We start from the raw sequence: 26401 nt of genomic DNA, 5'->3' as shown, positions 1-26401 counted from the left end.
CGTTGGTCGGGCTGTCGTAGGAAAGGTGTTGGCATGGACGTCGGACTCAAGCGCGAGCTGGAGCAGAAGGTCCGCTCCGGTGAGCGGCTGACCCGCGAGGACGGCATCGCGCTGTACGCCTCGGACGACCTGGCCTGGCTCGGTGGCCTCGCCCACGAGGTGCGCACCCGCAAGAACGGTGACGTCGTCCACTTCAACGTCAACCGTCACCTCAACATGACGAACGTGTGCACCGCGTCCTGCGCGTACTGCTCGTTCCAGCGCAAGCCGGGCGAGAAGGACGCGTACACGATGCGCATCGAAGAGGCCGTCAAGCTCGCCAAGGCGATGGAGTCGGACAGCCTCACCGAGCTGCACATCGTCAACGGCCTGCACCCGAACCTGCCGTGGCGCTACTACCCCCGGTCGCTCAGGGAACTGAAGGCCGCCCTGCCGAACGTCTCCCTGAAGGCGTTCACGGCGACGGAGATCCACCACTTCGAGACGATCAGCGGGCTGTCGGCCTCCGAGATCCTCGACGAGCTGATCGACGCGGGCCTGGAGTCGCTGACCGGCGGCGGCGCGGAGATCTTCGACTGGGAGGTCCGGCAGCACATCGTGGACCACCGCACCCACTGGGAGGACTGGTCCCGGATCCACCGCCTGGCGCACGAGAAGGGTCTGAAGACCCCGTGCACCATGCTGTACGGCCACATCGAGGAGCCCCGCCACCGCGTCGACCACGTCCTGCGCCTGCGTGAGCTGCAGGACGAGACGAACGGCTTCCAGGTCTTCATCCCGCTGCGTTACCAGCACGACTTCGTGGACATGAAGGACGGCAAGGTACGCAACACCCTCCAGGCCCGCACCCAGATGGCGACGGGCGCGGAAGCCCTGAAGACCTTCGCCGTCTCCCGGCTCCTCTTCGACAACGTCCCGCACGTCAAGGTCTTCTGGGTGATGCACGGCGTGCAGACCGCCCAGCTGGCCCTCCAGCACGGCGCGGACGACATGGACGGTTCGGTCGTCGAGTACAAGATCACGCACGACGCGGACAACTACGGCACGCCGAACAAGCTGACCCGTGAGGACCTGCTGGAGCTGATCCGCGACGCCGGCTTCCGCCCGGTGGAACGCAACACGCGCTACGAGACCATCCGCGAGTACGAGGGCCCCGACCCGGCGCGCCGCGAGTCCCCCCAGCCGATGCGGCTCTGACACCCCCAACCCCCGGACCTGCCCCGGCACGTCGGCTGTGCCGGCGGACGGCGAGTGGTCCCACCCGGGGGCGCGGGGAACTGCGCGAGCGGCCACGACGCCCCCGCGGCCGTCAGCCGGGCCAAGCGTCCCGGCACGTCGGCTGTGCCGGCGGACGGCGACTGGTCCCACCCGGGGGCGCGGGGAACCGCGCGAGCGGCCACGACGCCGCCGCAGCCGCCCGCCGGGCCAAGCGCCCCCTTCATCGGCCGCCCCAACCCAGAGTGCCCCCTTCATCGGGCGCCCCCGGCGCAAGCGCCCCCTCGTTGGCCGCCCCCGGCGAGGGGTACCCGCTCGGTATGCCCACCACGAAGGCTCCTGAGGATCAGTACACGGCGGAGCCCTTCGTGCCCGAAGGCGCCGGCCTCTCCGCCGTGCGGCGGCCGGCTGCCGCGGCTGCCCCCTGCACCGGAACGCCACCCAGACCGTCTTCGGCGCCGGGGACACCGACGCGCGCGTGATGCTCGTCGGGGAACAGCCCGGCGACCAGGAGGACCGCCAGGGCGCCCCGTTCGTCGGCCCGGCCGGCAAGCTGCTCGACCGAGCCCTGCGGGAGGCCGGTCTGGACCCGGCGGAGGCGTACGTCACCAACGCGGTGAAGCACTTCAAGTTCACCCTGGCCGAGCCCCGCAAACGCCGCATCCACAAGGCGCCGACGCTGCGGGAGATGACCGCCTGCGGCCCTTGGCTCGCGGCCGAGCTGGCGCTGGTCGAGCCGGAGCTGATCGTGGTCCTCGGTGCCACGGCCGGCAAGGCACTGCTGGGATCGTCGTTCCGGGTCGGCCAGGTGCGCGGGACCGTCCTGGAGGAGGAGATCCACGGCCGTCCGGAGCGGCTGGTACCGACGGTGCATCCGTCGGCCGTCCTGCGCGCGGACGACCGCGAGCAGGCGTTCCAGGGCCTGGTGGCGGATCTGCGGGTGGCCGCGCGTACCCTCGCCCGAGCACCCCGGATGTAAGGATGTAATGGATACACTGGCTCAGTGCCTCTTACCTTCACCCTGGATCCCGCCATCACCCCGGCCCTCCGCGACGACATCCTCGACCTGTGGACGGACGTCTCCAACGCGGGCGGCTCCGTCGGCCATGTCCCCCCGGTGACCCGTGACGAGATACGGCCCGGGCTGGTGCGCCACCTCGTGCAGATGGCCGAGGGCCGCACCCGGCTGCTCGTCGGCCTCGACGAGACCGGCCACGTCGCCGCGACCGCCTTCCTGACCCACAACAGCCACCGCCTGATGACCCACTGGATCTGGCTGTACACGGTGATGGTCCACCCCCGGTACCAGGGCCGCGGTTACGGCCGTGACCTGATGGCCGCCGCCGCGGACGCGGCCCGAGGGCTGGAGGGCGTCGAGGCGATCCGGCTGACCTGCCGGGGCGGGCACGGCCTGGAGCGGTTCTACGCCTCCTGCGGCTACAAGGAGGTCGGCCGTGTCCCGGACGCCATCCGGGTCGCGCCCGGCGACGACCGCGACGAGGTCGTCATGCTGCTGCCGCTCGGCTGACCCCCCTGCAAGATCGCCCCGCAAGCGTGCTTCACTGGACGATGACCCCTTTTGGAATCGGACGAGTGGATTGAGATGCTCCGCTACACGCTGATGCGCCTCGGTATCTTCGCGGGCTGCCTCGTGATCGTCTGGGGAGCCGTCTACTCGGGCCTCTTCCCGCGCGGTTTCGGCGACTCCAACTTCCTCTGGGTCCTGCTGCTCTCCCTGGTCCTCTCGGCGCCGATCAGCTGGGTCGCGCTGCGCAAGGAGCGGGACCGGGCCTCGGTGCGGATCGTGGGCAGGGTCGACCGGATGAAGGCGAACCTGGACGCCAACCGCAGCCAGGAGGACCTGGCCGACGACGCGACGCGGACACAGGGCGGGGCTGCCGCGCCCAACTAGTCTTGCCCCCATGGGTGCCGTCAAGACCAAACGGATGCCGAGGGCGGTACGGGAGCAGCAGATGCTCGACGCCGCCGTACGGATCTTCGGGCAGCGCGGGTACACGGCCGCGTCGATGGACGAGATCGCCGAACTCGCGGGCGTCTCCAAGCCGTTGGTCTATCTGTACCTGAACTCCAAGGAAGACCTCTTCACCGCCTGCATCCGCCGCGAGGCCGCCGCGCTCACCGCGGCCGTCCGCGCGGGCGTCCGGCAGGGGCTGCCCGCCGACCGGCAACTCTGGGACGGCTTGCGGGCGTTCTTCGCGCACACCGCCGAACGCCCCGACGCCTGGTCGGTGCTGCACCTCCAGGCCCGTACGCACGGAGAGCCCTTCGCGGCCGAGGTCGCCGGGATGCGCGCGGAGCTCGTCACGTTCGTGACCCGGCTGGTCGCGGTCGCGGCCCGGGCGGCACACCGGGATCCCGACCTGCCCGACCACGAGGTGGCCGGCCTGGCCGAGGCGCTGGTCGGTGCCGCGGAGTCGCTCGCCGCCTGGGCCAACGCCACACCCGGCGTCACCGCCCGCCAGGCCGCGGCCACGCTGATGAACTTCGCCTGGTCGGGCCTGGGCAGCCTGATGCAGGGCCAGGTGTGGACCCCGCCGCCCGAGCACGCTTAGAGCCGGCGGCCCTGCCCCTAGAGGGGCCTTGCTCCTACGGCGGCCCTGCCCCTACAGCGGTTTTACCTCTCCGGACAGGTGGAGTCTGCCGTCCCGGCCCCGCAGTTCGAAGCGCCCGCCGCTCTCCGCCGCGTAACTCACCGTCCCCGGCAGCAGCACGGGTGCCCGGAATCCGGCCCGTACGCGGGCGGAGCCGCCCGTGCCGTGGGCGGCCAGGCAGCGGGCCGCCGTCCACATGCCGTGCGCGATGGCCCGCGGGAAGCCGAAGAGGCGCGCGGTGAGGGGGTGCAGGTGGATGGGGTTGCGGTCACCGGAGACGGCGCCGTACCGCCGCCCCACGTCCTCGGCGAGGCTCCATTCGGCGACCACGGGCAGCGGACCGTCCCCGCGCGCCCCCGCGACGGACGTGACCGGCTCGCCCGGCCCCGCCTCCGTACGGTGCCGCGCCAGGTACGTGCTGCGCGACTCCCAGACCATGTCACCGCCCAGGCGCAGCCCCGTCACCACCGTCGCCTCGGTGCCGCGCCGGTGCGGGGCCAGCCCCTCGACGAACGCGGACACCTCGTACTCCCCGTCGGCCGGCAGCGCGCCCCCGCGGACGATCTCGATCGACGTGTGGACGAGCCCCAGCAGCGGCAGCGGGAAGTCCCGGCCGCTCATCAGCCGCATGGCCAGCGGAAATCCGAGGATGTGCGGGTAGGTCACCGGCAGCTCCGGCTCGCCGGTCGGGAAGCCGCAGACCCGCTCGTAGGCGGCCAGCCTCGCCAGGTCGACGCGCACGCCGGGCAGCAGGAGCCGCGCGCGCGGGACGGCCGCGTCCGGGGCGGGCCGCTTGAACGGGGAACGCAGGGCGCCCCGGGCCAGCAGCGGGGCCAGCGCGGGTGCGGCGCTGAGGGTGACGGCGTTCATCGGACGACTCCCGCGCGACTCGGGTACGAAATGCTTACTCAGGAGTAAGGTTACCGGAGGTAAGCCCAGCCCGCACAAGGGGTGACGGAGATCCCGGCCGCCCCGGCCCGGCCCGTCCCCGGCGAAGCTGAACGCCCCTCACATAACCCCCGAGGCTGCACATCCCCGGCCCCGGACCATTCCCGAACCCGCACAACCCCCTCACAGAAGAGCCGTACGATCACCGCCTGACCAGCGGTAACCCCCCTTCTGGACGGGGCCGGCCGCAGGTGCACGCACGCCAGAGGAGCCGCCCGTGTCCACCCCGTACCCGAACGCCCCCGTCTCCTCCGGCACCCACGTCTCCGCCGTCGACTACGACGGCCGCCCGGTCCTCGTCGAACCGGAGATACGCCGGCTGGACGGCGCGGTGCGGGAGGTGGCCGTGCCGCCGTTCGCGCCCCCGGTCACCCACGGCTCCCTCGCCGACCTGCCGTACGAGAACGCGGAGACGGCCCCCGACACGGTCGTGGTCAGCCGTAAGCGGCCCGGCGGGGACTGGACGGACGTGACGGCCGCCGGGTTCGCCGCCCAGGTGCAGGCGGTGGCCAAGGGCCTGATCGCCGAGGGCCTGATGCCGGGCGACCGGATCGCCGTCATGGCGCGTACGACCTACGACTGGACCCTGCTCGACTTCGCGGCCTGGGCGGCCGGCCTGGTCACGGTCCCCGTCTATCCCACCTCGTCCGTCTTCCAGACCCGCTGGATCCTGCACGACTGCGGCGCGGTCGCCCTGGTCACGGAGACCGCCGCCCAGGCCGCCGCACTCGGCCCCGAACTCCCGCACCTGCCCGACCTGCGCCATGTGTGGGTGATGGAGAAGGACCACGTGGCCCGGCTCGCCGACACGGGCAGACAGGTGCCGGACGGGGAGGTGGGCGTACGCCGGGGCATGCTGGGCCCCGACACGCTCGCGACGCTGATCTACACCTCCGGCACCACCGGCCGCCCCAAGGGCTGCGCCCTCTCGCACGGCAACTTCTTCGCCGAGGTCGACAACGCGATCGAACTGCTCCACCCGGTCTTCAAGGCGCAGGACGAACAGGCCTCGGTCCTCCTGTTCCTCCCCATGTCCCACGTCTTCGGCCGGATGGTGGCCATCGCCTGCGTCCGCGCCCGGGTCCGCCTCGGCCACGCGCCCAGCCTGGCCCCGGAGGACCTGCTCCCGGACCTGGCCGCGTTCCGCCCGACCGCGCTGCTGACCATCCCCTACATGCTGGAGAAGATCTACAACTCCGCACGCGCCAAGGCGGAGGCGGCCGGCCGGGCGACGGTCTTCGACCGGGCGGCCGCCGTGGCCGAGCGCTACGGCGAGGCGCTGGAGGCCCACCAGACCGGCACCGGCGGCGGCCCGGGCCGCGCCCTGAAGACGCAGCGCGCCTTCTACGACCCCCTCGTCTACCGCCGGCTCCGCACCGCCATGGGGGGCCGCGTCCGGTACGCGATCTGCGGCGGCTCACCGCTCGGCCGACGCCTCGCCGCGTTCTACGCGGGCGCGGGCATCGAGATCTTCGAGGGCTACGGCCTCACGGAGACCACCGGCGCGTCGACCGTCACCCCGCCCCTCAAACCCCGCCTGGGCACGGTCGGCTGGCCGATGCCCGGCACCCGGGTACGGATCGCGGCGGACGGCGAGATCCTCCTCGCCGGCGACCACGTGCTGCGCGGCTACTGGGACCCGCAGGCGGGCGGAGTGGTCCCCGCGACCCGCGACGGCTGGCTCCCCACCGGCGACCTCGGCGAGCTGGACGACGAGGGCTATCTGACCATCACCGGCCGCAAGAAGGAGCTGCTGATCACGGCGGGCGGCAAGTCGGTGGCCCCGGCCCCGCTGGAGAACTGGCTGCGCAGGCACCCGCTGATCTCCCAGGTCATGCTGGTCGGCGACGGCCGCCCGTACGTCGCGGCCCTCATCACCCTCGACCCCGACGGCATCACCCACTGGCGCCAGATGATCGGCAAGCACCCGGTGCCGCCGGAACTCCTCATCGGCGACGAGGAGCTGACGGTCGTCCTCCAGCGGGCGCTGGACGAGGCGAACAAGCTGGTCTCCCGCCCCGAGTCCATCCGCCGGTTCGCCGTACTGCCGGTGGACTTCACGGAGGCGGCCGGACATCTGACCCCCTCCATGAAACTGCGCCGGGAGCAGATCCTGACCGACTTCGCCACCGAGGTGGAGCGGCTGTACGAGCGCTGAGCGCCCCGGGGTTCTCCCACGAAGGCCAACGGCGCCGTAAACGGCCTGCCGGAACGCCGGCGTGCTGTGATACTGCTCCGATGATCAACGTGCCTGCCGCCGCACTGGACTCGCTGAACGGGCTCGCCTTCGGTGACGCCTTCGGTGACCGCTGGTTCGGCATCCTGCGCCAAGACGGTCCGGCAGCTCTCGATGCGCGGACGCTCCCCCCGGAGCCGCTGTGGCGGTGGAGCGACGACACCGCCCAGGCGCTCGTCCTCGTCCGCGAACTCGCCGAGGGCGACGGCACCGTCGACCAGGACCGCCTCGCCCTGCGCTTCGCCGCCGCCTACACCGACGACACGCACCGCGGCTACGGAGCCTCGATGCACGACGTGCTCCGTCGGATCGGTGCGGGCGAGTCCTGGCGGGAGGTGGTCGCCGGGCAGTTCGGCGGCCAGGGGTCCTGGGGCAACGGCGCCGCCATGCGTGTCGCCCCGCTCGGCGCCTGGCACGCCGCCGACCTCGACGCGGTCGCCGAGGAGGCCGCCCGCCAGAGCGCGGTCTCGCACCACCACCCGGAGGCGGTCGCCGCGGCGGTCGCGGTCGCCCTCGCCGCGGCGCTGGCAGCGCGCAGCCGGGGCGGGGAGACTCCGGCACGGCCGGACTTCCTCCGGGCGGTCGCCGAACGACTCCCCGACAGCGACGTGCGGTCGGGAGTGCGGATCGCGGCCCGGATGCCGGAGCGCACCTCGGTCCGGCACGCCGCGGAGGTCCTGGGCTCCGGCTACGAGATGTCCGGGCCCGACACCGTCCCCTACGCCCTGTGGTGCGCGGCGGGGCACCTCGACGACCTGCACGAGGGCCTGTGGTTCACGGTCGCCGGACGCGGTGACATCGACACCACCTGCGCCATCGCGGGCGGGGTCATCGCCGCTCGCACGGGAGTCGCCGCTCTCCCCCCGGCCTGGCACGCGGCCCGCGAACCGCTGCCCCCGGTCGTGCCGGGGTAGACACGTCAGCGGCCCGGCCTCCGGGGGTCGACACCCGCTCCTCGCCGGTCCCGCCTCGTCCGGACTCGGCGGGGCGGGGAGCGGGTTGCCGCCCGGGTCGTCTGCGGCCCGCCGACGATCCTCGTACGGCGCCAACAGCCAGTCAATCCTTGGGTTCACTCGCCAAACCCAAGTGTTAGCTTGGGTGTTGTGACCCTCGACGACCTCCGCGTGTTCGTGTCCGTGTGCCGCGCGGGCAGTCTCAGCTCGGTCGCCCGCGACCTCGGCTGCACCCAGTCCGCCGTCAGCCAGCACGTCAAGCGGCTGGAGCGGGAGACCGGCGTGGCCCTGCTGGAACGCCAGCCGCGCGGAGTCGTACCGACCCAGGCCGGGCGGATACTGGAGGCCGCGGCGGCCGAGGGCATCTCCGGTCTCGACCTGGCGGTACGACAGCTGCGCGACCTGGTCGACGGCCACAGCGGTCACGTCCGCGTGGCCACGGGCGCGACGACCATCCGGCACTTCATGTCCGACGCGGTCGTCACGTTCCGCCGCCGCCACCCCAAGGTCAACCTGGAGTTCCGCACGGTCAGTTCCGGCCGGGGCAGCTTCGACGCCCTCGCCGACGGCACCCTCGACCTCGCCTGGATCACCATCGGGCCGCCGGTGCGGGGCATCGAGCAGCGGACGGTCGTGGAGCTGCCGTGGCTCCTCGCCGTCCACGCCACCGACCCGCTCGCCGGCCGCCCGCACCTGGACCCGGCCGAGCTGGCCGAGGCCCCGCTCATCCGGCTCCCGCCGAACTCCACGTCCGCCGCCCACCTGGACGCCGCGTGCGCCGAGCGGGGGGTCCGGTTCGCCTACGAGCCGAGCGTGGCCGACTGGGACACGGCACTGCTGCTCGCCGAACTGGGCGTCGGCAGGGCGGTCGTCCCCGCCGTACCCGCCCCGCCGACGCCCGGCGAGAGCCCGCTGCGCCTGGTTCCGCTGCCCGGCCTCCGCCCCCTCCCCGTCGGCTGGGCCGTCCGCCGCTGGGACGCGCTCAGCCCTCCGGCGCGGGCGTTCGCGGACACGGTCGCCGCCGTGCGGTGAGGGCCAGCTCGACCCACACGGTCTTGCCGACCTCCCGCGGCGCGACGCCCCAGAGCGTGGCCAGTACCTGTACGACGACCAGCCCGCGACCGTGCTCGTCCAGCAGGCCCCCGTCCAGGAACCGCAGGGTGCGGTCGCTGCGGGCGTCACTCACCTCGATACGCAAGGTGTCGTCGTCGCGCAGCAGGATCAGCCGCAGCTCGAAGTCCCGCCCCGGGACGCGACCGTGGGTGACGGCGTTGGCGGCGAGTTCGGCCACGATCAGCTGGGCGGTGCCGCTGAGGTCGCCGTCGTGCGGGTATCCCCAGCTCGCGAGCGCGGTACCGGTCAGCCGACGGGCCAGCCGGGCACCGCGGGGCGTGGCGCTGAGCCGCTGGACGAGTTCGGTTCGGGGGGTGGAGATTTCTACGTTCACGTCACCGAGCGTGGTGGCTTCTCTCTACGCTGACCAGGGACGACTTGGCGACTGTCCGTAGTCGTACGGGTGCGGTATGTCTGGAGTACGGGTGTCGGGAGGGTGGCGTGACGGAGGAACGGAGGCCGGAGACTCCGGCGGAGGCGAACGGGTCGGCAGCGGTCTTCGTCGTCCTGGGCAAGCAGTTGAAGCTGTTGAGGGCAAAGGGCGGGTCTGGGTCAGCGGGAGTTCGGCGTCCTGATGGGGTACGGCCCCGATCTGGTCTCGGCGGTGGAGAGGGGGGTGCGGACGCCGAGGCCGGAGTTCCTGCGGAAAGCGGACGAAGTCCTCAAGGCGGACGGGCTGTTCACAGAGGTCATCCCTCAGGTCGAGGAGGCGATGAGCAGGGCGCGGACGCGGCATCCGGAGTGGTATCGGAGCCACGCTGCGATGGAAGCGGAGGCGCTTGAGCTGCACTTCATGCCAATCAGGCCATGCCGGGCCTCTTGCAGACCGAGGACTATGCACGAGCGGTGTTCCGGCAACGCCGGCCGTTCCTGAGCGAGGAAACCATCGAGAAGAGGGTTACCGACAGGCTCTCTCGGCAGCAGGTGTTCGACCGGTGGCCCTCACCTGCGGTGAGCTACGTGCTCGAGGAGGTTCTCTTGGATCGGCCCATCGGCGGAGCGGACATTTTCCGGGCGCAGCTGCAAAATCTGCTTCGCGTGGGCAGTATGCGGAACGTGGAGATCCAGATCATGCCGACTTGTCGCGAGGAACACCCGAACCTGGACAGTGCGTTCAACCTCCTAGCCGTACCCAAAGGTCACGGCCAGGTGGCGTACGTGGAGGCGCAGGGCTTCCCACAGCTGATCACAGACCGGGACGATGTCCGGAAGATCGCCGATCGCTATGGGATCATGCGCGCAATGGCACTCAGCCCCATGGAGTCCCGCTCGCTGATCGCGCAGAAGCTGGAGGAGCAATGAGCATCGAGAACCTCGCTTGGTTCAAGTCCAGCCATAGCAGCGGCGAAGGTGGTGAATGCCTCGAACTCGCCTACAACTGGCGCAAGTCCAGTTACAGCGATGGTGAAGGCGGCGATTGCGTGGAAGTCGCTCCCCACCCCACCGCCATCCACATCCGCGACTCCAAGCGACCGGCCGCCGCGCACCTCACCGTCACCCCCGCCGCCTGGTCAGCCTTCCTTCTGGGCGAGCAGGAACGCCTGCGGGGCTGACTCGCCGAGATCCTCGTCGCGCTCGCGCACGGTGCTGGAGCGCGGTGCGAACCCGGCGTCGGACAGCAGCTCGGCCATCCGCTCGGGCCGGCGCCGGTGGAAGTCGAGTACGACGGGCCGGTTCCAGGGCCGGTCGAGGCGGAGCGGGGCGTCGCCGGTCTGGAAGGCGAGCAGGAGCCGGCCGCCGGGAGCCAGTACGCGGTGGAACTCGGCGAAGAGGGACGGCAGCCGGTCCCCGGGTGTGTGGATGCTGGAGTACCAGGAGACGGCCCCGGCCAGGGAACCGTCGGCGAGGGGCAGCTCCAGCATCGAGCCCTGTTCGAACCGCAGGGCGGGATGCTCGCGACGGGCGATGGCGACCATGGACTCCGAGAGGTCCAGGCCGAAGACGGACAGGCCCAGCGAGGCGAGGTGGGCGGTGATCTCGCCGGGACCGCAGCCGAGGTCGGCCACCGTGCCCGCCGGGCCGACCTGTTCGGCGTACGCGGCGAGCAGCGCCCGCTCCAGGGGCCTGTCGGCGAGCGGGTTCCGGAAGTGCCCGGCGTAGTCCTCGGCGACGGTGTCGTAGAAGGTACGGGTGGCGGTCAGGAAGTCCTCGGTGGCGGTCATGGGGAGGGACCGTAGCGGGTCGCACCGACAGCACGTCAGAGTGCGACGTCCCCGTCCCACGTGGCGCGGGCCGAGGCGGGGGTCTGGCAGCCGAGGACGCAGACCCAGAGCCGGAACGGCAGCCCCCGGTGCCGTACCTCGCCCAGCACCCGGCCGCTCGTTCCGAGCGGGCGGGCGCACAGGGCGCAGTCCATGGCCATCTGCTGGCGGGGCCGGAGCCGGGCGATGTCGGGGAGGAGCTGGTGCACCGAGACAGACCTGTTCATTCGCCGCCCCCGGACCGGAGTCGGGGACACGCGCCCTCGCCCCGTGTCCGGGTTCGCCCGGCCGGCGGCCTCACATCGGCCTCGTTCGGTCCGCGGGACCCCGCAGGAGCTGGTCCGGTTCGCCGCCCGCCGCCGGGGCGCCGTCGTACGGCAGCCCGTCCTTCGCTTCGCCGGTGGGCGTCTCGGCGGGCTGCACCCGGTGCCGGGGCAGTGCCCGCCTCGGCGGCCTGGTGAGGGTGATCTGGCGCACCACCTGCTGGAAGCAGGCCAGCGAGGCGAAACTCGGCAGGGCCGCGGCGGCGGTGTCCACGATGTTCTTCGGTGCCTGCGCGACACACAGCGTCATGGCGATCGACGAGAAGATCAGCAGCACGGTCCAGGAATGAAAGGCCCGGCGCTGGTGCAGCGAGGCCCGAAGAATGGAAAGCGACGCCACCAGCCAGGGGCCGAACACCAGTAGAGGCCACCAGGAGACCGCGTCACTTTGCATGCGCGACGCCGCCACGAATCGCAGCGGGTCGTAGGCGATCAGGCCGCCGAAGATACTCACGGCGGACGCGATGGCGGTCGCTGCCGCCGCGACCAAGTAGCTGGCGACACGGATCGCGCTCACGTGGTGCCGGGTCCGGACCTTGCGATGACCCCGCGGCGGCGGGGGACCCGGCATCGGGGGCAATTCCGCAGTGAGTTCCACCAGGGCTTCGCGATGACTCTTCACGCCCGGGGCCACGAGATCGTCCTCGGCGCGCGCCGGCGGGATCTTCGGCTGCTGCTCGATGGTGTCCCGCAGTATGTAAGCCAGCTCTTCGGCGGGATCCCAGGCGGCGTCCGGAGGATTGAAGGGTGCCGAGAAGGCCTCGGTGGACGCCCTGTGCCGCCCCTCGCCACTCAGGTAGCCGCCTGAATAATCGACGGGGGGATCCGGGTAATATCCCAAATACTCAGGATGCATGACCAGTTTCTCATTCCGCAGGTGAGCCGCAGAACCACACTTCCGAACTCGCCCAGCGTTTCGAGATGTGTCTCTCCAGGGCGCTCATCGCGTCCATGAATTCCTGGAGGATCTCCTCGGTCACCTCGAGCGTGACGAGGAGTCCGCCCTTCGACAGCGCCCCCTTGGTGGTGGCGGCGCTGCTCGGCGCGGGCACGTACGTGTGCGAGCCCAGTCGTGTGGGTCGCCTTGCAGTCGAAAAGGATCGCTCTGAGAGGAACTCAACTGCCCGCTCCGTCGTTTCCTTCGTCATGCTGCAAATAACGCCGCCATTCGAGGATGGATGCGGGGCGAACGGGTGAAGGATTAGCCGGACAAGCACCTTGTTCAGGTATCAGTAGGGCCTATATGTAGCTGTAGTAATAATGATGAGCGGGCGGTTGGACGGGTGGTCAAGTCCTCGGGCCCGTCGCCCATCTGACAGTGGTTCAGGAAGCGGCGGGCGGGTCTAAGCCGCCCCCGCCAGCCGCAGCAGTGCCGTCGTGGCCGCCGCGGCCAGCACCACGACGGGGAACGGGGTCCGGCGCCAGGCCAGGGCCGCGCCGACCAGGACTCCGGCGGGGCGGGCCCAGCCGGCGAAGCCGCCGGACTCCGTCAGGGCGCCCGTGGCCAGCAGGGCGACGAGCAGGACCACCGCGCCGGCCGAGGCGAGTTCCTGGATCCGGGGCGGGACGGTCACCCGGCCGTGCAGCACCGGGCCCACCAGCCGGAAGGCGTACGTCCCCACGGCCAGGGCGAGGATCACGGCGACCGTGGCGTTCACGCGGCGGCTCCCCGGACGGCGGGGCGGCGGTGCAGGAGCAGGCCGGCGAGGGCGAGCAGGACCGGCACCCCGGCGGGGACGGCGGGCGTGACCGCCAGGGCGAGGGCGGCGCCGAGCAGGGCGCACCGCCGTACGGTCGCGTCCGCGCGCAGGGCGGGCAGGACCAGGGCGACCAGGATGGCCGGGAAGGCGGCGTCCAGGCCGTAGCGGGCGGTGTCGCCGAGCGCGCCGCCCGCGAGGGCACCGGCCAGGACGCCGAGGTTCCACACGGCGAACAGGCCGAGCCCGAAGATCCAGAACGCCCGCCGCCGGGCCGGCTCCGGCTGGGCGAGGGCGAAGGCGACCGTCTCGTCGGTGACCAGGTGGGCGCCGAGGAGACGGGCCGCCCGGCCGGAGCCGATGATCTCGGCCACGGCCAGGCTGAAGGCGGCCGTACGGGTGTTGAGCAGCAGTCCGGTGGCCACGGCGGCGGCCGGTCCGCCCCCGGCGAGCAGTACGCCCACCGCGCTGAACTGGGCCGATCCGGCATACACCACCAGTGACATCAGCACCGGCACCCACGCGGGCAGCCCGCCGGCGACGGACACGGCACCGAAGGAGACGCCGACGATCCCGCCGGCCAGCCAGACCAGGGAGCTGTCGCGGGCCAGGGCGCGGTCCTCGGCCGGACCGGTTGTTCGCTGTACCGAACGCATGTTTTCTACAATGAACAGTCAGCGCCCTGTTCGTCAAGGCGAACGATCGTACCGATGGAGCGAACGAAGATGTCCGAGGTGCCCGCCCGGCTCCCCCTGGAATGGATCGCCGCCTCCCTGAAGCGGGAGCGGGGCCGTGCCGGGCTGTCCCTGTCCGAGCTGTCCAAGCGCGCCGGCATCGCGAAGTCCACGCTGTCCCAGCTGGAGGCGGCGAGCGGGAACCCGAGCATGGAGACCATCTGGGCGCTCGCGGTGGCACTCGGCGTGCCCTTCAGCGCGCTGGTCGAGCCGCCCGCGCCGGCGGTCCAGGTGATCCGGGCGGGGGAGGGGCCCACGGTCCACTCCGAGCAGTCCAGCTACCTGGCCACACTGCTCTCCGCCTGTCCGCCGGGCGCGCGCCGGGACATCTATTACGTCTGGCTCGAACCCGGAGCCGTACGGGATTCCGAGCCGCACATTCCCGGGACCACCGAGCACATCGTGGTGACCGAGGGAAGGGTGGAGGCCGGGCCGCGGGGAGGAGCGGTCGAACTCGGGCCGGGGGATTACCTGTCGTTCCGCGGGGACGTGCCGCACGCGTACGAGGCGCTGGCCGCCGGAACGAAGTTCGTACTGATCATGCAGCACGTGTGAACCGGAATTGAACGGGAAAAGGCAGGAGCCCCGTTGCCGGACGGCGAGGGGCTCCTTGGGTACTGCACTCAGGTTCTGCGATCAGGCAGTGATCAGGCGGGGGAGACGTTCTCCGCCTGAGGACCCTTCGGGCCCTGGGTCACGTCGAAGGTCACCTGCTGGTTCTCCTCGAGGGAGCGGAAGCCGGTGGCGTTGATCGCGGAGTAGTGAACGAAGACGTCGGGGCCGCCGCCCTCCTGGGCGATGAAGCCAAAGCCCTTTTCGGCGTTGAACCACTTAACGGTTCCGGTAGCCATAAGCCCTCCTTGGGCCCAAAAGGGTTGCCCTGCTCCAGAACCTGCACGTGCGAAACGGTGCTGCACAACTGCATTCGTCTGAAAACGACGAGAGCCCGCGGTCACATGCTCCGCAGGCTCTGTACTGCAAGGGAAACCAAACTGCAACTTGCGGCGAGCCTAGCATGTGGACAGCCGAAAGCAATAGGGATCAAGATCACGTCACCCGGACGTTTGAACCCTCGCTAGCCCGTTTGGCGGCAGGGTCGGTCCGGGCACCGTACAGGCCGGGGTCTAGTCTCGCGATGTGGACAATTCTCGCACCCGGCCGCGCGTCGGCCACATCCAGTTCCTGAACTGCCTGCCCCTGTACTGGGGGCTCGCGAGAACCGGCACCCTCCTCGACTTCGAGCTCACCAAGGACACCCCGGAGAAGCTCAGCGAGCAGATCGTGCGCGGCGACCTCGACATGGGACCCGTCACACTCGTGGAGTTCCTCCGCAACGCCGACGACCTCGTCGCCTTCCCGGACATCGCCGTCGGCTGTGACGGCCCGGTGATGTCCTGCGTGATCGTCTCCCAGGTCCCGCTGGAGCAGCTGGACGGCGCCCGGGTCGCCCTCGGCTCGACCTCCCGCACCTCGGTCCGGCTCGCCCAACTGCTGCTCGCCGAGCGGTACGGCGTCCAGCCCGACTACTACACCTGCCCGCCCGACCTCAGCCTGATGATGCAGGAGGCGCAGGCCGCCGTCCTCATCGGCGACGCCGCCCTGCGCGCCAACCTCGTCGACGGCCCGCGCTACGGCCTGGACGTCCACGACCTGGGCTCGCTGTGGAAGGAGTGGACCGGCCTGCCGTTCGTCTTCGCGGTCTGGGCGGCCCGCCGCGACTACGTGGAGCGGGAGCCGGTCATCACCCGCAAGGCCCACGAGTCCTTCCTCGCCTCCCGCAACCTCTCCCTGGAAGAGGTCGGCAAGGTCGCCGAACAGGCGGCCCGCTGGGAGGCCTTCGACGAGGCGACCCTGGCGCAGTACTTCACCACCCTCGACTTCAGCTTCGGCGCCCCGCAGCTGGAGGCCGTCACGGAGTTCGCCCGCCGCGTCGGCCCGACGACGGGCTTCCCGGCGGACGTGAAGGTGGAGCTGCTGCGGCCCTAGCCCCTCGTCACTACGCTGCTGCACATCAGGCGTTGGGGGGAGAGTGCGCCATGCAACCGCTGGACGTCGACGAGCCGGCCACCGTCGGGCCGTACCGGCTGCTGGGCCGGCTCGGCTCGGGTGGCATGGGCCGGGTCTATCTCGGCCGCAGTACGGGCGGCCGTACGGTCGCCGTGAAGATCGTGCATCCGCACTTCGCGCTGGACGAGGAGTTCCGCGCCCGTTTCCGGCGTGAGGTGGAGGCGGCCCGGCGGGTCGGCGGCTCCTGGACCGCGCCCGTCCTCGACGCGGACCCGGAGGCCGCCGTGCCCTGGGTCGCCACGGCCTACGCGGCCGGCCCCTCCCTCGCGGCGGCCGTCACCGACGGCGGCCCGCTGCCCGCGCACACCGTACGGGCCCTGGGCGCCGGCCTCGCCGAGGCGCTGACGGCCGTCCACGAGCTGGGCCTGGTCCACCGGGACGTGAAGCCGTCCAACGTGCTGCTGACCCTGGACGGGCCGTTGCTGATCGACTTCGGCATCGCGCGCGCCGTCGACGGTACGGCGTCCCTGACCTCCACCGGCGTGTCGGTCGGCTCCCCGGGCTACATGTCGCCCGAGCAGATCCTCGGCAAGGGCGTCACGGGCGCCGCCGACGTCTTCTCCCTCGGTGCCGTCCTCGCCTACGCGGCCACCGGCGAGCCGCCCTTCCGCGGTGACTCCTCGGCCGCGCTGCTGTACAAGGTCGTCCACGAGGAGCCCGAACTCGGCGCCCTGGCCGGTGAGCTGCGGGAGGTGGCACGGGCCTGCCTGGCCAAGGACCCGACGGCCCGGCCCGGCCCGGCCGAAGCGGCCCGGCAGCTCGCCCCCGAAGGCGCCGCCCGCCTGGTCGCGGGCGGCTGGCTGCCGGGCGCCCTGGTGGAACAGGTCAGCCGCAGCGCCGTACGCCTGCTCAACCTGGACTCGGGGGAGCCGGTGCGGTCGGGTCCGGTCCCCTTCAGCAGCCCTTCGACGGACGGGGCGGCGGGTCCGGCTTCCGGGTCTTCCGTGGGAGGGGTGGTGGGTCCGGGCTTCGGGTCTTCGGCCGGCGATGTGGCCTCTGCCGCTTCGGGGCCTCCGGCGGGCGGTGGGGGGTTTCCGCCTTCGGCGCCTCCGGCGGCCGGTGGGGGTTTTCCGGTTTCCGGGTCTTCGGTGGGCGGGACGGCGGACTCGGCCTTCGGGTCTTCGGTGGGTGGTGCGGGTTTTCCGGGTTCCGGGTCTTCGGGCGGCAGGGCGGGTTCTCCGGCCGAGGGACATGCGGGTGCCGGGTCGGGCGGGTTCGGTCCTGCCCCGGTGATGGGCCCGGGTCGGGGCCCGGGGGCGGCCGGCGTGCCGTACGCGGCTTCCGGCGCCGGGGCTGCCGGGACCTTCGGCTCGACGACGGGTGCGGACGGACCTCCCGGCCTGGGGGCCGCCGAAGTTGCCGGTGGCCTTCCCGCAGGGATGACCGGCGGGATGACCGGCGGGGCGGCCGTCGTGCCCGAGCCGCGGGACGTGCCGCGGCCCGGCCGGGTCTCCGTCAGCATGGCGGCGGCCTCCGCACCGGGGGAGAGCGGCCGGGGGCGCCGGGTGAGCTGCACGGTCGCGCTGGCGGTCGCCGGTGCGCTGGCCGTGGTCTCCGTGGGGCTCGGTGCCCTGATACGGCCCTGGTCCGGCGGAGGCGGAGGGGACACCGCGGCGGGCGGAGCCCACTCCCCGGGGCCCGGGGCGACCACCGGCGGCCCCGCCACGGACGGTCCTCCCCCGGGCGCTACCAGCGGCGCGAGCCCCGGCGCGAGCGGTCAGCCGACGGGGAGTTCCTCCGCCGGCGCCGGCGCCGGACCGGGCGCGGTCCCGGACCGCTACCTCGGCACCTGGGAGGGCCAGGCGACCGGACTCGGCGGCACCCTGCCCATGGGCACCTTCCGCGTCACCGTGCGTCAGGCCGCCGTGGGCAAGGAACTGGGACGGCTCCGGCAGACCGACCAGATCGGAGCCGTGTGCACCGACATCCTCACCCTGAAGAAGGTGACCGGGACCCAGCTCCTCGCGACCTCGGCCGGCGCCCCCGGCAACCACGCCGGCTGCGACCCCGCCCCGCACCAGGTGGAGTTGACGCCCGTCGGTGACGACCTGAGGTACACCTCGGACAGTTCGGCGGAGGGCAACCCGGCCTCCCGGATGTCGCGGGTGCGCTAGCCCGCACACGGACAGGGCGTCCCGTCACGGGAAGTTCACCAGTCGTACAACCTTTCGCTTCCTTCCCGCATCCCACCTGCGGAGTCAGCCGACTCCACCGACACACACGTGGGGACAACACATGCGCATCCGTGCCTCTGCCGCCGTCGTGGGCGGTGCCCTGGCTCTGTCCACCCTCGCCGTCCCGGCCGCCCAGGCGTCCGGCAGTGAGGGGGACACCCGGATCACCAAGGTGGTCGTGGACGGCGACGACCTGGTGCCCGTCGGCACTTCCGCGAAGACCTTCGAGGTCAGCGTGACCGCCACGGACGACTCGGGCATCAAGGGCGCGGACGCGTTCGGCCTCCACGGCCCCGGCGGCGGGCACGCGTCGACCGGCAGGCCCACCTGCACCCAGCTCGACGCCACTACCTCCACCTGCACCGCCTCGGTGACGATCGACCCGAAGGCGGACCACCTCACCGACGCGAACGCCGGCACCTGGTACGTGGACGCGCGGGTCGACGCCAACGACGGCGGCTACGACGACAAGGAGAACGCCCACTCCTTCTCCTTGCAGCGCGCCACGAGGATCACGACCGCCGACGCCACCCCGGAGTCGGTGAAGAAGAGCGGGACCGTCACCGTCACGGGCACCATCACCCGCGTCAACTGGGAGACACTGAGGTACGAGGGCTACCGCTCGCCGGACGTGTCGTTCGGCTTCCGCAGGGAGGGCGGCAGTACCTACGTCCCGCTGTCCACCGTCAGGGCGGACTCCCAGGGCCACTTGCGGGCCACCACCGCCGCCTCCCTCGACGGCTCCTTCCGCTTCGCCTTCCCGGGCGCCTCGACCAGCGCCCGGTCCTCCGGAGCGGGTGACTCCGTCGATGTCCGGGGCACGACGGCGGCCGCCCCGACCGCCGTCGCCCACGGCGCTCCCCACCCCCTGGACGTCACCTTCTCCGGCACCAGGCTGAACGACGGCAAGAACATCGTCGTAGGCACGCAGACCCCGAAGAAGGCGGCCGTCTCGTTCACGCTGCGGCACGGCGCGGACGTCGACATCCACGCCCCGGACTTCGTGGTCGGCGTGGAGCTCTACCGCGGCGGCTCGCTCGACGAGGCGTACGCCCTCCTCGACGACGCCAAGCCGTCCTGCGTGGACTCCCCCGCCTCGCCCGCGACCCTGGCGACGTGCACGGCCACCGTCACGGCCGACCCGGCCGAACTGCGCAACGAGATGGCCGGCGTCTGGAAGACCGGCATCTACGCCATCGCCTTCAACGGCCAGGACAGGAACCACCCGCAGGACGCGAGCCAGATCGGGCTCGCGAAGCGGGACAGCGCCAAGGACTTCGCGCTCCAGCGCTTCACCAGGCTGACCGCCGACGCCGCGCCGGAGCCGGTGAAGAAGGGCCGGACCATCACGGTCACCGGCCAGATCACCCGCGCCAGCTGGGACGACGGCAAGTACCACGGCTTCACCTCCGGCACGCCCGCCAAGCTGCAGTACCGCAAGAAGTCCGCGAGTTCCTACACCACCCTGAAGTTCACCGGTCAGGTCCTCGACGGCGGACACGTCACGGCGACGACCCCCGCCACCTACGACGGCTACTACCGCCTCACCTACCCGCACAGCTGGATCACCCCGGACGTCGTCTCCGCGGGTGACTACGTCGACGTGCGGTAAACGGCGGTCCCCCACCCCCTGCCGTCACTACTGTGTCCGCGTCGGCGGACACAGAGCCGGCGGACACAGACGGGGGTGGACAGCGTGGGCGGGGTGAGCACGGGGCTGCTGGTGCTGGTCGCCACGGTGTGGGGCGTACTCGCCGGCACCTTGCTGCCCCGTGCCGCCTACCGCTTCACCGTCCCCTCCGGCGAACCCTGGCGCGACCGCTGCCCCGACGGCCACCCGGTCCGCGGATGGCTGGGCGGGGCGGCCTGCGGGCAGTGCGCGAGCGGCGCGACGCACACCGGCGCGGATCCCCAACCGGGCGCCCCCTCCGCCTCGTACACCCCCTCCCACGCCCCTTCCGGCGTCCTCCTCGCCACCGTCACCGCGCTCGTCTGCGCCGCCCTCGCCGCCGCCACCGGCACCCGGCCCGAACTGGCGGTCTGGCTGCTGCTCGCGCCCGTCGGTGTGCTGCTCGCCGCCGTGGACTTCCGCGTGCAGCGGTTGCCCGACCCGCTGACCCTCCCGCTCACCGGCGCCGCACTGGCCCTGCTCGGCCTCACCGTCCTGCTCCCCGAACACGCCGGCCACTGGCGCACCGCGCTCTACGGCGCCCTCGCGCTCGGCGCCGGATATTACGTGCTGTACCGCATCAACCCGGGCGGCATGGGCTTCGGCGACGTGAAGCTGGCCGTGGGGAGCGGCGCCGTACTCGGCTGGTACGGCTGGCCCACCGTGCTGCTCGGCACCTTCGCCGCGTTCCTGCTCGGCGCGCTCTACGGCGGCGCGCTCGTGCTCGCCCGCCGGGCGGGCCGGAAGACGGCCGTACCCTTCGGCCCGTTCCTGCTGGCCGGAACCCTCACCGGGCTGCTCGTCGGCGCGTACACGGCCTGACGTCCTCGGCGTGAAACGGCTGGCGTAGGCTGGTTCGGTCCGTCCACACCCCTTGACGAAAGGGACGTCCTGGTGACAGAGCAGGCCGACCTCCAGTCTGTCCTCGACCGCGCCGCTGCCGGTGGGCGGATCACCCCGGAAGAGGCCCTCGACCTCTACCGCGACGCGCCCCTGCACGCCCTGGGGTCCGCCGCCGACGCCGTACGCCGCCGCAAGTACGCGGGCACCGAGCACATCGCCACGTACATCATCGAGCGGAACATCAACTACACCAACGTGTGCGTCACGGCGTGCAAGTTCTGCGCCTTCTACGCGGCCCCCAAGGACAAGGACAAGGGCTGGACCCGCGACCTCGACGACATCCTGCGCCGCTGCGCGGAGACCGTCGAACTGGGCGGCACCCAGATCATGTTCCAGGGCGGCCACCACCCGGACTACGGCGTCGAGTACTACGAGAAGCACTTCAAGGCCATCAAGGACGCCTTCCCTCAGCTGGTGATCCACTCGCTCGGCGCGTCCGAGGTCGAGCACATGGCCCGGATCTCGGGTGTGCCGGTCGAGGAGGCCATCACCCGCATCCACGCGGCCGGCCTGGACTCCTTCGCCGGCGCCGGCGCGGAACTCCTGCCCGAGCGCCCCCGCAAGGCCATCGCGCCCCTAAAGGAGAGCGGTGAGCGCTGGCTGGAGATCATGGAGGCCGCGCACAGGCTGGGTGTGGAGTCCACCTCCACCATGCTCATGGGCACCGGCGAGACCAACGCCGAGCGCATCGAGCACCTGCGGATGATCCGGGACGTACAGGACCGCACGGGCGGCTTCCGCGCGTTCATCCCGTACACCTACCAGCCCGAGAACAACCACCTGAAGGGCCGCACGCAGGCCACGATCTTCGAGTACCTCCGGATGATCGCCATCGCCCGCCTCTTCCTGGACAACGTCCGGCACATCCAGGGCTCCTGGCTCACCACCGGCAAGGAGATCGGCCAGCTGTCCCTGCACTACGGCGCGGACGACCTCGGCTCGATCATGCTGGAGGAGAACGTGGTCTCCTCGGCCGGCGCCAAGCACCGCTCCAACCGCCTGGAGATCATCGACCTGATCCGCAAGGCGGGCCGTGTCCCGGCGCAGCGCTCGACGACCTACGAGCACCTCCTCGTCCACGACGACCCGGCGAACGACCCCGTCGACGACCGCGTGGCCTCCCACATCTCCTCCACCGCCATCGCGGGCGGCACCGCCCACCCCGAGCTGAAGCTGCTCGCGTCGAACTAGAGCCGACCAGAGGTCCTGTGCTGACACTTCACGTCGCCGAACGGTCGCCCGGGGCGGCGGTCCTGGCCGACGGGGCGACCCTCGCCGCCGTCGGCCCGTACGAGGAACTGGCCGCCGCCCACCCCGGCGCGCGGGTGCGGCGCTGGCCCGGCATCCTGACGCCGGGTCTGCTCAACCCGTACGGTCCGGAGCTGCTGGAGGCCACGTACCACCCGGACCCGCGCGAGGCCGACGTCTTCGGCACCGAACCCGTCGCCGGGGAACGGGCGCGGGAGATCCTCCGCGGCGACCCCGCCCGCCTCGGCGCGAGCGCGCGGCGCGGGGTGCAGCGGATGCTGGCGCACGGCACGGTGGCGGTCGCCGGTGAACTGCGGTCGCGTGCCGCGATCGACGCGGTGCGCCGGGCGGGTCTGGCGGTGGGACGGCGGCCGGACCGGCTGCCCGGCCCGCCGGCGCTGTCTCCGGCCCCGCTGATCCTGCTGCCGGCGCTGCTGCCGGGCGGTCCCGCCCGGTTCGCCGTGTTCGACGTCGCGGACCGCGCGGAACTGGTCCGGCGCGGTGCCGGGACCTGCGTGGCGACCGTGATCGGCGGGCGGTTGGTGTTCCGCCGCCGGTGACCCTCACCCCGCCGGGGAAGCAGGGCCGGTGACCCTCCCGCCGGCGGGGATTCCGGGCTGCAAGAATGGGCGGGTGACCCGCGCCTCCCTGAACAAGCAGCCGCACGAAGTCGCCTCGATGTTCGACGACGTGGCGGAACGGTACGACCTGACGAACGACGTGCTGTCGCTCGGCCAGGACCGGCGCTGGCGCAAGGAGGTGGCGACGGCGGTCGACGCGCGCCCCGCGCAGAAGATCCTCGACCTCGCCGCCGGTACGGCCACCTCCTCGCTGCCCTTCGCGCGGACCGGCGCGTACGTCGTCCCCTGCGACTTCTCCCTCGGGATGCTCCAGGTCGGCAAGAAGAGGCACACCTGGCTGCCGTTCACCGCGGGCGACGCGACGAAGCTGCCCTTCAAGGACGACACCTTCGACGCGGTGACGATCTCCTTCGGGCTGCGCAACGTGCAGGACACGGACGCGGCCCTGCGGGAGATGTACCGGGTCACCCGGCCCGGCGGGCGCGTGGTGATCTGCGAGTTCTCCCACCCGGTCTGGGCGCCGTTCCGCACCGTCTACACCGAGTACCTGATGCGGGCGCTGCCGCCGGTCGCGCGCGCGGTGTCCTCGAACCCCGACGCGTACGTCTACCTCGCCGAGTCCATCCGGGCCTGGCCCGACCAGCCCGCCCTCGCCGGGCGGCTGCGCGAGGCGGGCTGGTCGAAGGTGGCCTGGCGCAACCTCACCGGCGGTGTGGTCGCGCTGCACCGGGGCTTCAAGGCGAGCTGAATCCGGCCACCGCGTACGGATCGCCGGGCTGGTCCAGCTCCCGTTGCAGTCCCCCTCCGGGCGGTGCCGGGATACGGGGTTCACGCACGCCCCCGCCGCCCTCGCCCTCCCCGAAGTCGAACCACACGTACACCATCGACTCCCGCGGCACCTCGGCCCCGGGCGGCGGGTACTGGCGTACGACGTGGTCGACGACGGCGAGTTGGAACTCCGGGCGGTCCGGCGCGTTGAGGAACAGGCCCTGCGCCCGGGCCGTTTCGCGCGCGTCCACGGCCATCAGACCGACCAGACGAGGAACGCGCACTTCGGGTGTTTTGGGTGTTATACGCACAGATGTCACCCCCAGCGGTACTGGCAGGGTAACTCTCGGGCAGCCCACCCGGAAGGCGTCGGTGTCTTTCTGTAACAGATGACTACTCAGGGTGACTTAGGGTGAGCCGGAAACAGTGCGCCGGTTCGTTCCGCGTGGGATGCGTGTAGGTCTCCGCCCGCTCCATGCCGAGCCGCCGGGTCACCGCGACCGACCGCTCGTTGCCCGTCATCACCACCGCGACCACGCCCGGTACGCCGGCCGCCCGCACCCGTGTGACCGTCTCCCGCGCCGCCGCGGTGGCGTACCCCCTGCCCCAGTACGCCCGTCCGAGCCGCCAGCCGATCTCCGTCTCGCCGACCGGGCCCCACTCCGGCCGCCACGGCTGCGCGCCGGTGAAGCCGATGACCTCCCCGGACTCGTCCAGCAGGGTCCACAGACAGAACCCGTGCTCGGCGTCGTGCCGCCGCTGGCGCGCGGTGAGTTCCTCGTAGCAGGACAGTGTCGCCGGCCTGCCTCCGAAGGACCGCATGACCTCCGGATCGTCGAACACCCGGTGCCAGGCGACCGCGTCCTCGTGAGTGGGAACGCGCAGCCGTACCGCGGGGAGAGGTCCGTTCACAGGGCAACCCTTCAGCCGGGCGAACAATTCTGCTGAATAGACTGCCCATGTCCAGTGCCGGTCGGCACGCAGATTTCGAACTCTGGGGAGATCCCGCCGTGACCGAGCCCCTCTCCGACCACACCGCCGATGTGATCGTCGTGGGCGCGGGGCCAGCCGGCTCCACGACCGCGTACCACCTCGCCAGGGCCGGTCTCGACGTCCTGCTCCTGGAGAAGACCGAGTTCCCGCGCGAGAAGGTCTGCGGTGACGGCCTCACCCCGCGCGCGGTCAAGCAGCTCGTCGCCATGGGCATCGACATCTCCGAGGAGGCCGGCTGGCTGCGCAACAAGGGCCTGCGCATCATCGGCGGCGGCACCCGCCTCCAGCTCGACTGGCCGGATCTCGCCTCCTACCCGAACTACGGACTCGTCCGCAAGCGCGACGACTTCGACGAGCAGCTCGCCCGCAACGCCCAGAAGGCCGGCGCCCGCCTCCACGAGCGCTGCAACGTCACCGGCCCCGTCATCGACGACCGCACCGGCCGCATCACCGGCGTCACCGCCCGGCTCGGCGAGGAGAAGCGCGAGGTCACCTTCCACGCGCCGCTCGTCGTCGCCGCCGACGGCAACTCCACGCGGCTGTCCCTCGCCATGGGCCTGCACCGCCGCGAGGACCGCCCGATGGGCGTCGCGGTGCGCACCTACTTCACCTCCCCGCGGCACGAGGACGACTACCTGGAGTCCTGGCTGGAACTGTGGGACCGCCGCGGCGCCCAGGACCGCCTGCTGCCCGGCTACGGCTGGATCTTCGGCATGGGCGACGGCACCTCCAACGTGGGACTCGGTGTGCTGAACACCTCCGCCTCCTTCAAGGAGCTGGACTGGCGCGAGGTCCTCAAGGCGTGGTGCGCCTCCATGCCGGAGGACTGGGGTTACACCCCGGAGAACATGACCGGCCCGATCCGCGGCGCGGCCCTTCCCATGGCCTTCAACCGCCAGCCGCACTACACGCGCGGGCTGCTGCTCGTCGGCGACGCCGGCGGCCTGGTGAACCCCTTCAACGGCGAGGGCATCGCCTACGCCATGGAGTCCGGCCAGATCGCCGCCGACGTCATCGTGCAGGCCCACGCGCGCGCGACGCCCGCCCAGCGCGAGATCGCCCTCCAGCGCTACCCGCGCGTCCTCAAGGACACCTACGGCGGCTACTACACGCTGGGCCGCGCCTTCGTGAAGCTCATCGGCAACCCGAAGGTCATGCAGATCGCCGCACAGCGCGGTCTGACCCACCCGCTGCTGATGAAGTTCACCCTCAAGCTGCTCGCGAACCTCACCGACCCCACGGGCGGCGACGCGATGGACCGCATCATCAACGGCCTGAGCAAGGTGGCCCCGAAGGCGTGACCGGGCGCCGGCCGCCGATCAGGCGCTGAGAGCGGCTGCCCTGGCGGCCCGGCGGGCGTACACCTCGTCCCGCCGGGCCGTCATCTGCCGCAGCGCGTCCTTCTTGTCCCGGTTCGACAGCCGGTCCAGATAGACGTGCCCGTCGGTGTGGTCGGTCTCGTGGGCCAGGCACCGCGCGAAGTACCCGGTGCCCTCGACGACGACGGGCGCACCGTCCCTGTCCTGCCCGCGCACGACGGCCCGGTCCGGCCTGGGTACGGCCAGCACGGCGCCGGGGACCGACAGACAGCCCTCGTCCTCCTCCAGCAGCCTTCGCTCGCCCATGGGCGTTTCGAGCACCGGGTTGACGATGTGTCCGACATGTCGGACACCGTCGTCATCAGGGCAGTCGTACACGAACAGCCGCAGACCGACCCCCACCTGATTCGCCGCCAGCCCCGCGCCCTCGGCGACGTACATGGTGCGGAACATGTCGTCGATGAGCGCGGCGAGGTCGGGCCCGAACTCCGTGACGTCCCGGCACGGCTTGTGCAGCACCGCCTCGCCGACCTCGGTGACACGGCGCACCTGCCCGCGCCCGGCCTCGGGGGCGTACCGGGGGAAGTGGCCGACGGGACTGCCCTGTACGAACACGCGTGGCATCGCGTTGTCTCCTTCGCTCACGA

Annotated in this window: 29 protein-coding genes and 2 pseudogenes; 19 read left to right on the top strand and 12 right to left on the bottom strand. The window is 71.9% G+C overall.

Annotated features, from left to right (window positions below; genetic code table 11):
* Window positions 1-33: 33 nt before the first annotated feature.
* From mqnE to AB0B40_RS05525, 5 genes and pseudogenes are all read left to right on the top strand, one after another.
* On the top strand, window positions 34-1197 hold the full coding sequence (mqnE, locus tag AB0B40_RS05545) for an aminofutalosine synthase MqnE (RefSeq protein WP_345057432.1): 1164 nt from the start codon (window positions 34-36) through the stop codon (window positions 1195-1197).
* A gap of 338 nt (window positions 1198-1535) precedes the next feature.
* Window positions 1536-2194: pseudogene (locus AB0B40_RS05540) on the top strand (UdgX family uracil-DNA binding protein).
* 24 nt (window positions 2195-2218) lie between these two features.
* Complete coding sequence (locus AB0B40_RS05535) at window positions 2219-2743, top strand: GNAT family N-acetyltransferase (RefSeq protein ID WP_345057436.1); 525 nt, start codon at window positions 2219-2221, stop codon at window positions 2741-2743.
* 75 nt (window positions 2744-2818) lie between these two features.
* Window positions 2819-3127, top strand: coding sequence for a DUF4229 domain-containing protein (locus AB0B40_RS05530; protein ID WP_345057438.1), 309 nt, complete (start codon window positions 2819-2821; stop codon window positions 3125-3127).
* Between the two features lie 10 nt (window positions 3128-3137).
* Window positions 3138-3788 (top strand): TetR/AcrR family transcriptional regulator, encoded by a 651-nt coding sequence (locus AB0B40_RS05525; protein ID WP_345057440.1) that lies wholly within the window; start codon window positions 3138-3140, stop codon window positions 3786-3788.
* A 51-nt stretch (window positions 3789-3839) separates the two neighbouring features.
* Here AB0B40_RS05525 and AB0B40_RS05520 read toward each other — a convergent pair whose 3' ends face one another.
* Complete coding sequence (locus AB0B40_RS05520) at window positions 3840-4697, bottom strand: MaoC/PaaZ C-terminal domain-containing protein (protein ID WP_362263021.1); 858 nt, start codon at window positions 4695-4697, stop codon at window positions 3840-3842.
* A gap of 295 nt (window positions 4698-4992) precedes the next feature.
* Between AB0B40_RS05520 and AB0B40_RS05515 the strand changes: the two genes are divergently transcribed.
* The 3 genes from AB0B40_RS05515 to AB0B40_RS05505 all read left to right on the top strand — a co-directional run bounded on the left by AB0B40_RS05515 (window position 4993) and on the right by AB0B40_RS05505 (window position 8996).
* Window positions 4993-6933: an AMP-dependent synthetase/ligase gene (locus tag AB0B40_RS05515; protein WP_345057444.1), complete on the top strand. Its 1941-nt coding sequence runs from the start codon at window positions 4993-4995 to the stop codon at window positions 6931-6933.
* A gap of 80 nt (window positions 6934-7013) precedes the next feature.
* Window positions 7014-7925: an ADP-ribosylglycohydrolase family protein gene (locus AB0B40_RS05510; protein ID WP_362263018.1), complete on the top strand. Its 912-nt coding sequence runs from the start codon at window positions 7014-7016 to the stop codon at window positions 7923-7925.
* 189 nt (window positions 7926-8114) lie between these two features.
* On the top strand, window positions 8115-8996 hold the full coding sequence (locus tag AB0B40_RS05505; protein WP_345057448.1) for a LysR family transcriptional regulator: 882 nt from the start codon (window positions 8115-8117) through the stop codon (window positions 8994-8996).
* Here the strand turns inward: AB0B40_RS05505 and AB0B40_RS05500 are convergent.
* Window positions 8947-9411, bottom strand: coding sequence for an ATP-binding protein (locus tag AB0B40_RS05500; RefSeq protein ID WP_362263015.1), 465 nt, complete (start codon window positions 9409-9411; stop codon window positions 8947-8949). The two genes, AB0B40_RS05505 and AB0B40_RS05500, sit on opposite strands and share 50 nt — an antisense overlap.
* Before the next feature lie 107 nt (window positions 9412-9518).
* Here AB0B40_RS05500 and AB0B40_RS05495 point away from each other — a divergent pair.
* Window positions 9519-10379, top strand: a pseudogene (locus AB0B40_RS05495) (helix-turn-helix transcriptional regulator).
* Window positions 10376-10630 carry a DUF397 domain-containing protein gene (locus AB0B40_RS05490; protein ID WP_362263012.1) on the top strand — a complete coding sequence of 85 codons (255 nt, stop codon included), beginning with the start codon at window positions 10376-10378 and terminating at the stop codon, window positions 10628-10630. The pseudogene AB0B40_RS05495 and the gene AB0B40_RS05490 overlap by 4 nt, the downstream one beginning before the upstream one ends.
* Here AB0B40_RS05490 and AB0B40_RS05485 read toward each other — a convergent pair.
* From AB0B40_RS05485 to AB0B40_RS05460, 6 genes are all read right to left on the bottom strand, one after another.
* On the bottom strand, window positions 10589-11239 hold the full coding sequence (locus AB0B40_RS05485) for a methyltransferase domain-containing protein (protein WP_362263009.1): 651 nt from the start codon (window positions 11237-11239) through the stop codon (window positions 10589-10591). The two genes, AB0B40_RS05490 and AB0B40_RS05485, sit on opposite strands and share 42 nt — an antisense overlap.
* Window positions 11240-11274: 35 nt before the next feature.
* The gene (locus AB0B40_RS05480; protein WP_345057452.1) at window positions 11275-11505 is read right to left on the bottom strand and encodes a hypothetical protein; all 231 of its coding nucleotides are present in this window, start codon (window positions 11503-11505) and stop codon (window positions 11275-11277) included.
* A gap of 70 nt (window positions 11506-11575) precedes the next feature.
* A complete protein-coding gene (locus AB0B40_RS05475; RefSeq protein ID WP_345057454.1) occupies window positions 11576-12457 on the bottom strand; it encodes a DUF2637 domain-containing protein in 882 nt (293 codons plus the stop codon).
* A gap of 10 nt (window positions 12458-12467) precedes the next feature.
* Window positions 12468-12749, bottom strand: coding sequence for a hypothetical protein (locus AB0B40_RS05470; protein ID WP_345057456.1), 282 nt, complete (start codon window positions 12747-12749; stop codon window positions 12468-12470).
* 195 nt (window positions 12750-12944) lie between these two features.
* A complete protein-coding gene (locus AB0B40_RS05465) occupies window positions 12945-13259 on the bottom strand; it encodes an AzlD domain-containing protein (protein WP_345057458.1) in 315 nt (104 codons plus the stop codon).
* Window positions 13256-13954 (bottom strand): AzlC family ABC transporter permease, encoded by a 699-nt coding sequence (locus AB0B40_RS05460; protein WP_345057460.1) that lies wholly within the window; start codon window positions 13952-13954, stop codon window positions 13256-13258. The genes AB0B40_RS05465 and AB0B40_RS05460 overlap by 4 nt, the downstream gene beginning before the upstream one ends.
* A 69-nt stretch (window positions 13955-14023) precedes the next feature.
* Here AB0B40_RS05460 and AB0B40_RS05455 point away from each other — a divergent pair, with 69 nt between their 5' ends.
* Window positions 14024-14587 carry an XRE family transcriptional regulator gene (locus AB0B40_RS05455; protein WP_345057568.1) on the top strand — a complete coding sequence of 188 codons (564 nt, stop codon included), beginning with the start codon at window positions 14024-14026 and terminating at the stop codon, window positions 14585-14587.
* A 92-nt stretch (window positions 14588-14679) separates the two neighbouring features.
* Here AB0B40_RS05455 and AB0B40_RS05450 read toward each other — a convergent pair whose 3' ends face one another.
* Window positions 14680-14883, bottom strand: a complete 204-nt coding sequence (locus tag AB0B40_RS05450; protein ID WP_161292216.1) for a cold-shock protein — start codon at window positions 14881-14883, stop codon at window positions 14680-14682.
* A gap of 286 nt (window positions 14884-15169) precedes the next feature.
* Here AB0B40_RS05450 and AB0B40_RS05445 point away from each other — a divergent pair, with 286 nt between their 5' ends.
* The 7 genes from AB0B40_RS05445 to AB0B40_RS05415 all read left to right on the top strand — a co-directional run bounded on the left by AB0B40_RS05445 (window position 15170) and on the right by AB0B40_RS05415 (window position 23422).
* A complete protein-coding gene (locus AB0B40_RS05445; protein ID WP_345057462.1) occupies window positions 15170-16018 on the top strand; it encodes a menaquinone biosynthesis protein in 849 nt (282 codons plus the stop codon).
* A gap of 50 nt (window positions 16019-16068) precedes the next feature.
* A complete protein-coding gene (locus tag AB0B40_RS05440) occupies window positions 16069-18213 on the top strand; it encodes a serine/threonine-protein kinase (protein ID WP_362263003.1) in 2145 nt (714 codons plus the stop codon).
* Window positions 18214-18334: 121 nt separating this feature from the next.
* The gene (locus tag AB0B40_RS05435; RefSeq protein WP_362263000.1) at window positions 18335-19885 is read left to right on the top strand and encodes a hypothetical protein; all 1551 of its coding nucleotides are present in this window, start codon (window positions 18335-18337) and stop codon (window positions 19883-19885) included.
* A gap of 93 nt (window positions 19886-19978) precedes the next feature.
* A complete protein-coding gene (locus AB0B40_RS05430) occupies window positions 19979-20764 on the top strand; it encodes an A24 family peptidase (RefSeq protein ID WP_362262997.1) in 786 nt (261 codons plus the stop codon).
* Between the two features lie 72 nt (window positions 20765-20836).
* Window positions 20837-22036 (top strand): cyclic dehypoxanthinyl futalosine synthase, encoded by a 1200-nt coding sequence (gene mqnC, locus AB0B40_RS05425; protein WP_345057470.1) that lies wholly within the window; start codon window positions 20837-20839, stop codon window positions 22034-22036.
* Window positions 22037-22053: 17 nt separating this feature from the next.
* Window positions 22054-22653, top strand: a complete 600-nt coding sequence (locus tag AB0B40_RS05420) for a hypothetical protein (protein WP_345057472.1) — start codon at window positions 22054-22056, stop codon at window positions 22651-22653.
* Window positions 22654-22726: 73 nt separating this feature from the next.
* Window positions 22727-23422, top strand: a complete 696-nt coding sequence (locus AB0B40_RS05415) for a demethylmenaquinone methyltransferase (RefSeq protein ID WP_345057474.1) — start codon at window positions 22727-22729, stop codon at window positions 23420-23422.
* Here the strand turns inward: AB0B40_RS05415 and AB0B40_RS05410 are convergent.
* Together AB0B40_RS05410 and AB0B40_RS05405 are read right to left on the bottom strand one after the other, a co-directional pair.
* Window positions 23409-23726, bottom strand: coding sequence for a PASTA domain-containing protein (locus AB0B40_RS05410; RefSeq protein WP_345057476.1), 318 nt, complete (start codon window positions 23724-23726; stop codon window positions 23409-23411). The two genes, AB0B40_RS05415 and AB0B40_RS05410, sit on opposite strands and share 14 nt — an antisense overlap.
* A gap of 109 nt (window positions 23727-23835) precedes the next feature.
* Window positions 23836-24354 carry a GNAT family N-acetyltransferase gene (locus tag AB0B40_RS05405; RefSeq protein WP_345057478.1) on the bottom strand — a complete coding sequence of 173 codons (519 nt, stop codon included), beginning with the start codon at window positions 24352-24354 and terminating at the stop codon, window positions 23836-23838.
* Between the two features lie 47 nt (window positions 24355-24401).
* Between AB0B40_RS05405 and AB0B40_RS05400 the strand changes: the two genes are divergently transcribed.
* The gene (locus AB0B40_RS05400) at window positions 24402-25736 is read left to right on the top strand and encodes a geranylgeranyl reductase family protein (RefSeq protein WP_345057480.1); all 1335 of its coding nucleotides are present in this window, start codon (window positions 24402-24404) and stop codon (window positions 25734-25736) included.
* Window positions 25737-25754: 18 nt separating this feature from the next.
* Here AB0B40_RS05400 and def read toward each other — a convergent pair whose 3' ends face one another.
* Window positions 25755-26378 (bottom strand): peptide deformylase, encoded by a 624-nt coding sequence (gene def / locus AB0B40_RS05395; protein WP_345057482.1) that lies wholly within the window; start codon window positions 26376-26378, stop codon window positions 25755-25757.
* Between the last annotated feature and the right edge of the window lie 23 nt (window positions 26379-26401).

Source organism: Streptomyces sp. NPDC042638, from assembly GCF_040647235.1.
GTDB lineage: Bacteria > Actinomycetota > Actinomycetes > Streptomycetales > Streptomycetaceae > Streptomyces > Streptomyces rameus.
The sequence above is the reverse complement of the archived record's forward strand: the minus strand, read 5'-3'. Positions and strand labels throughout refer to the sequence as shown.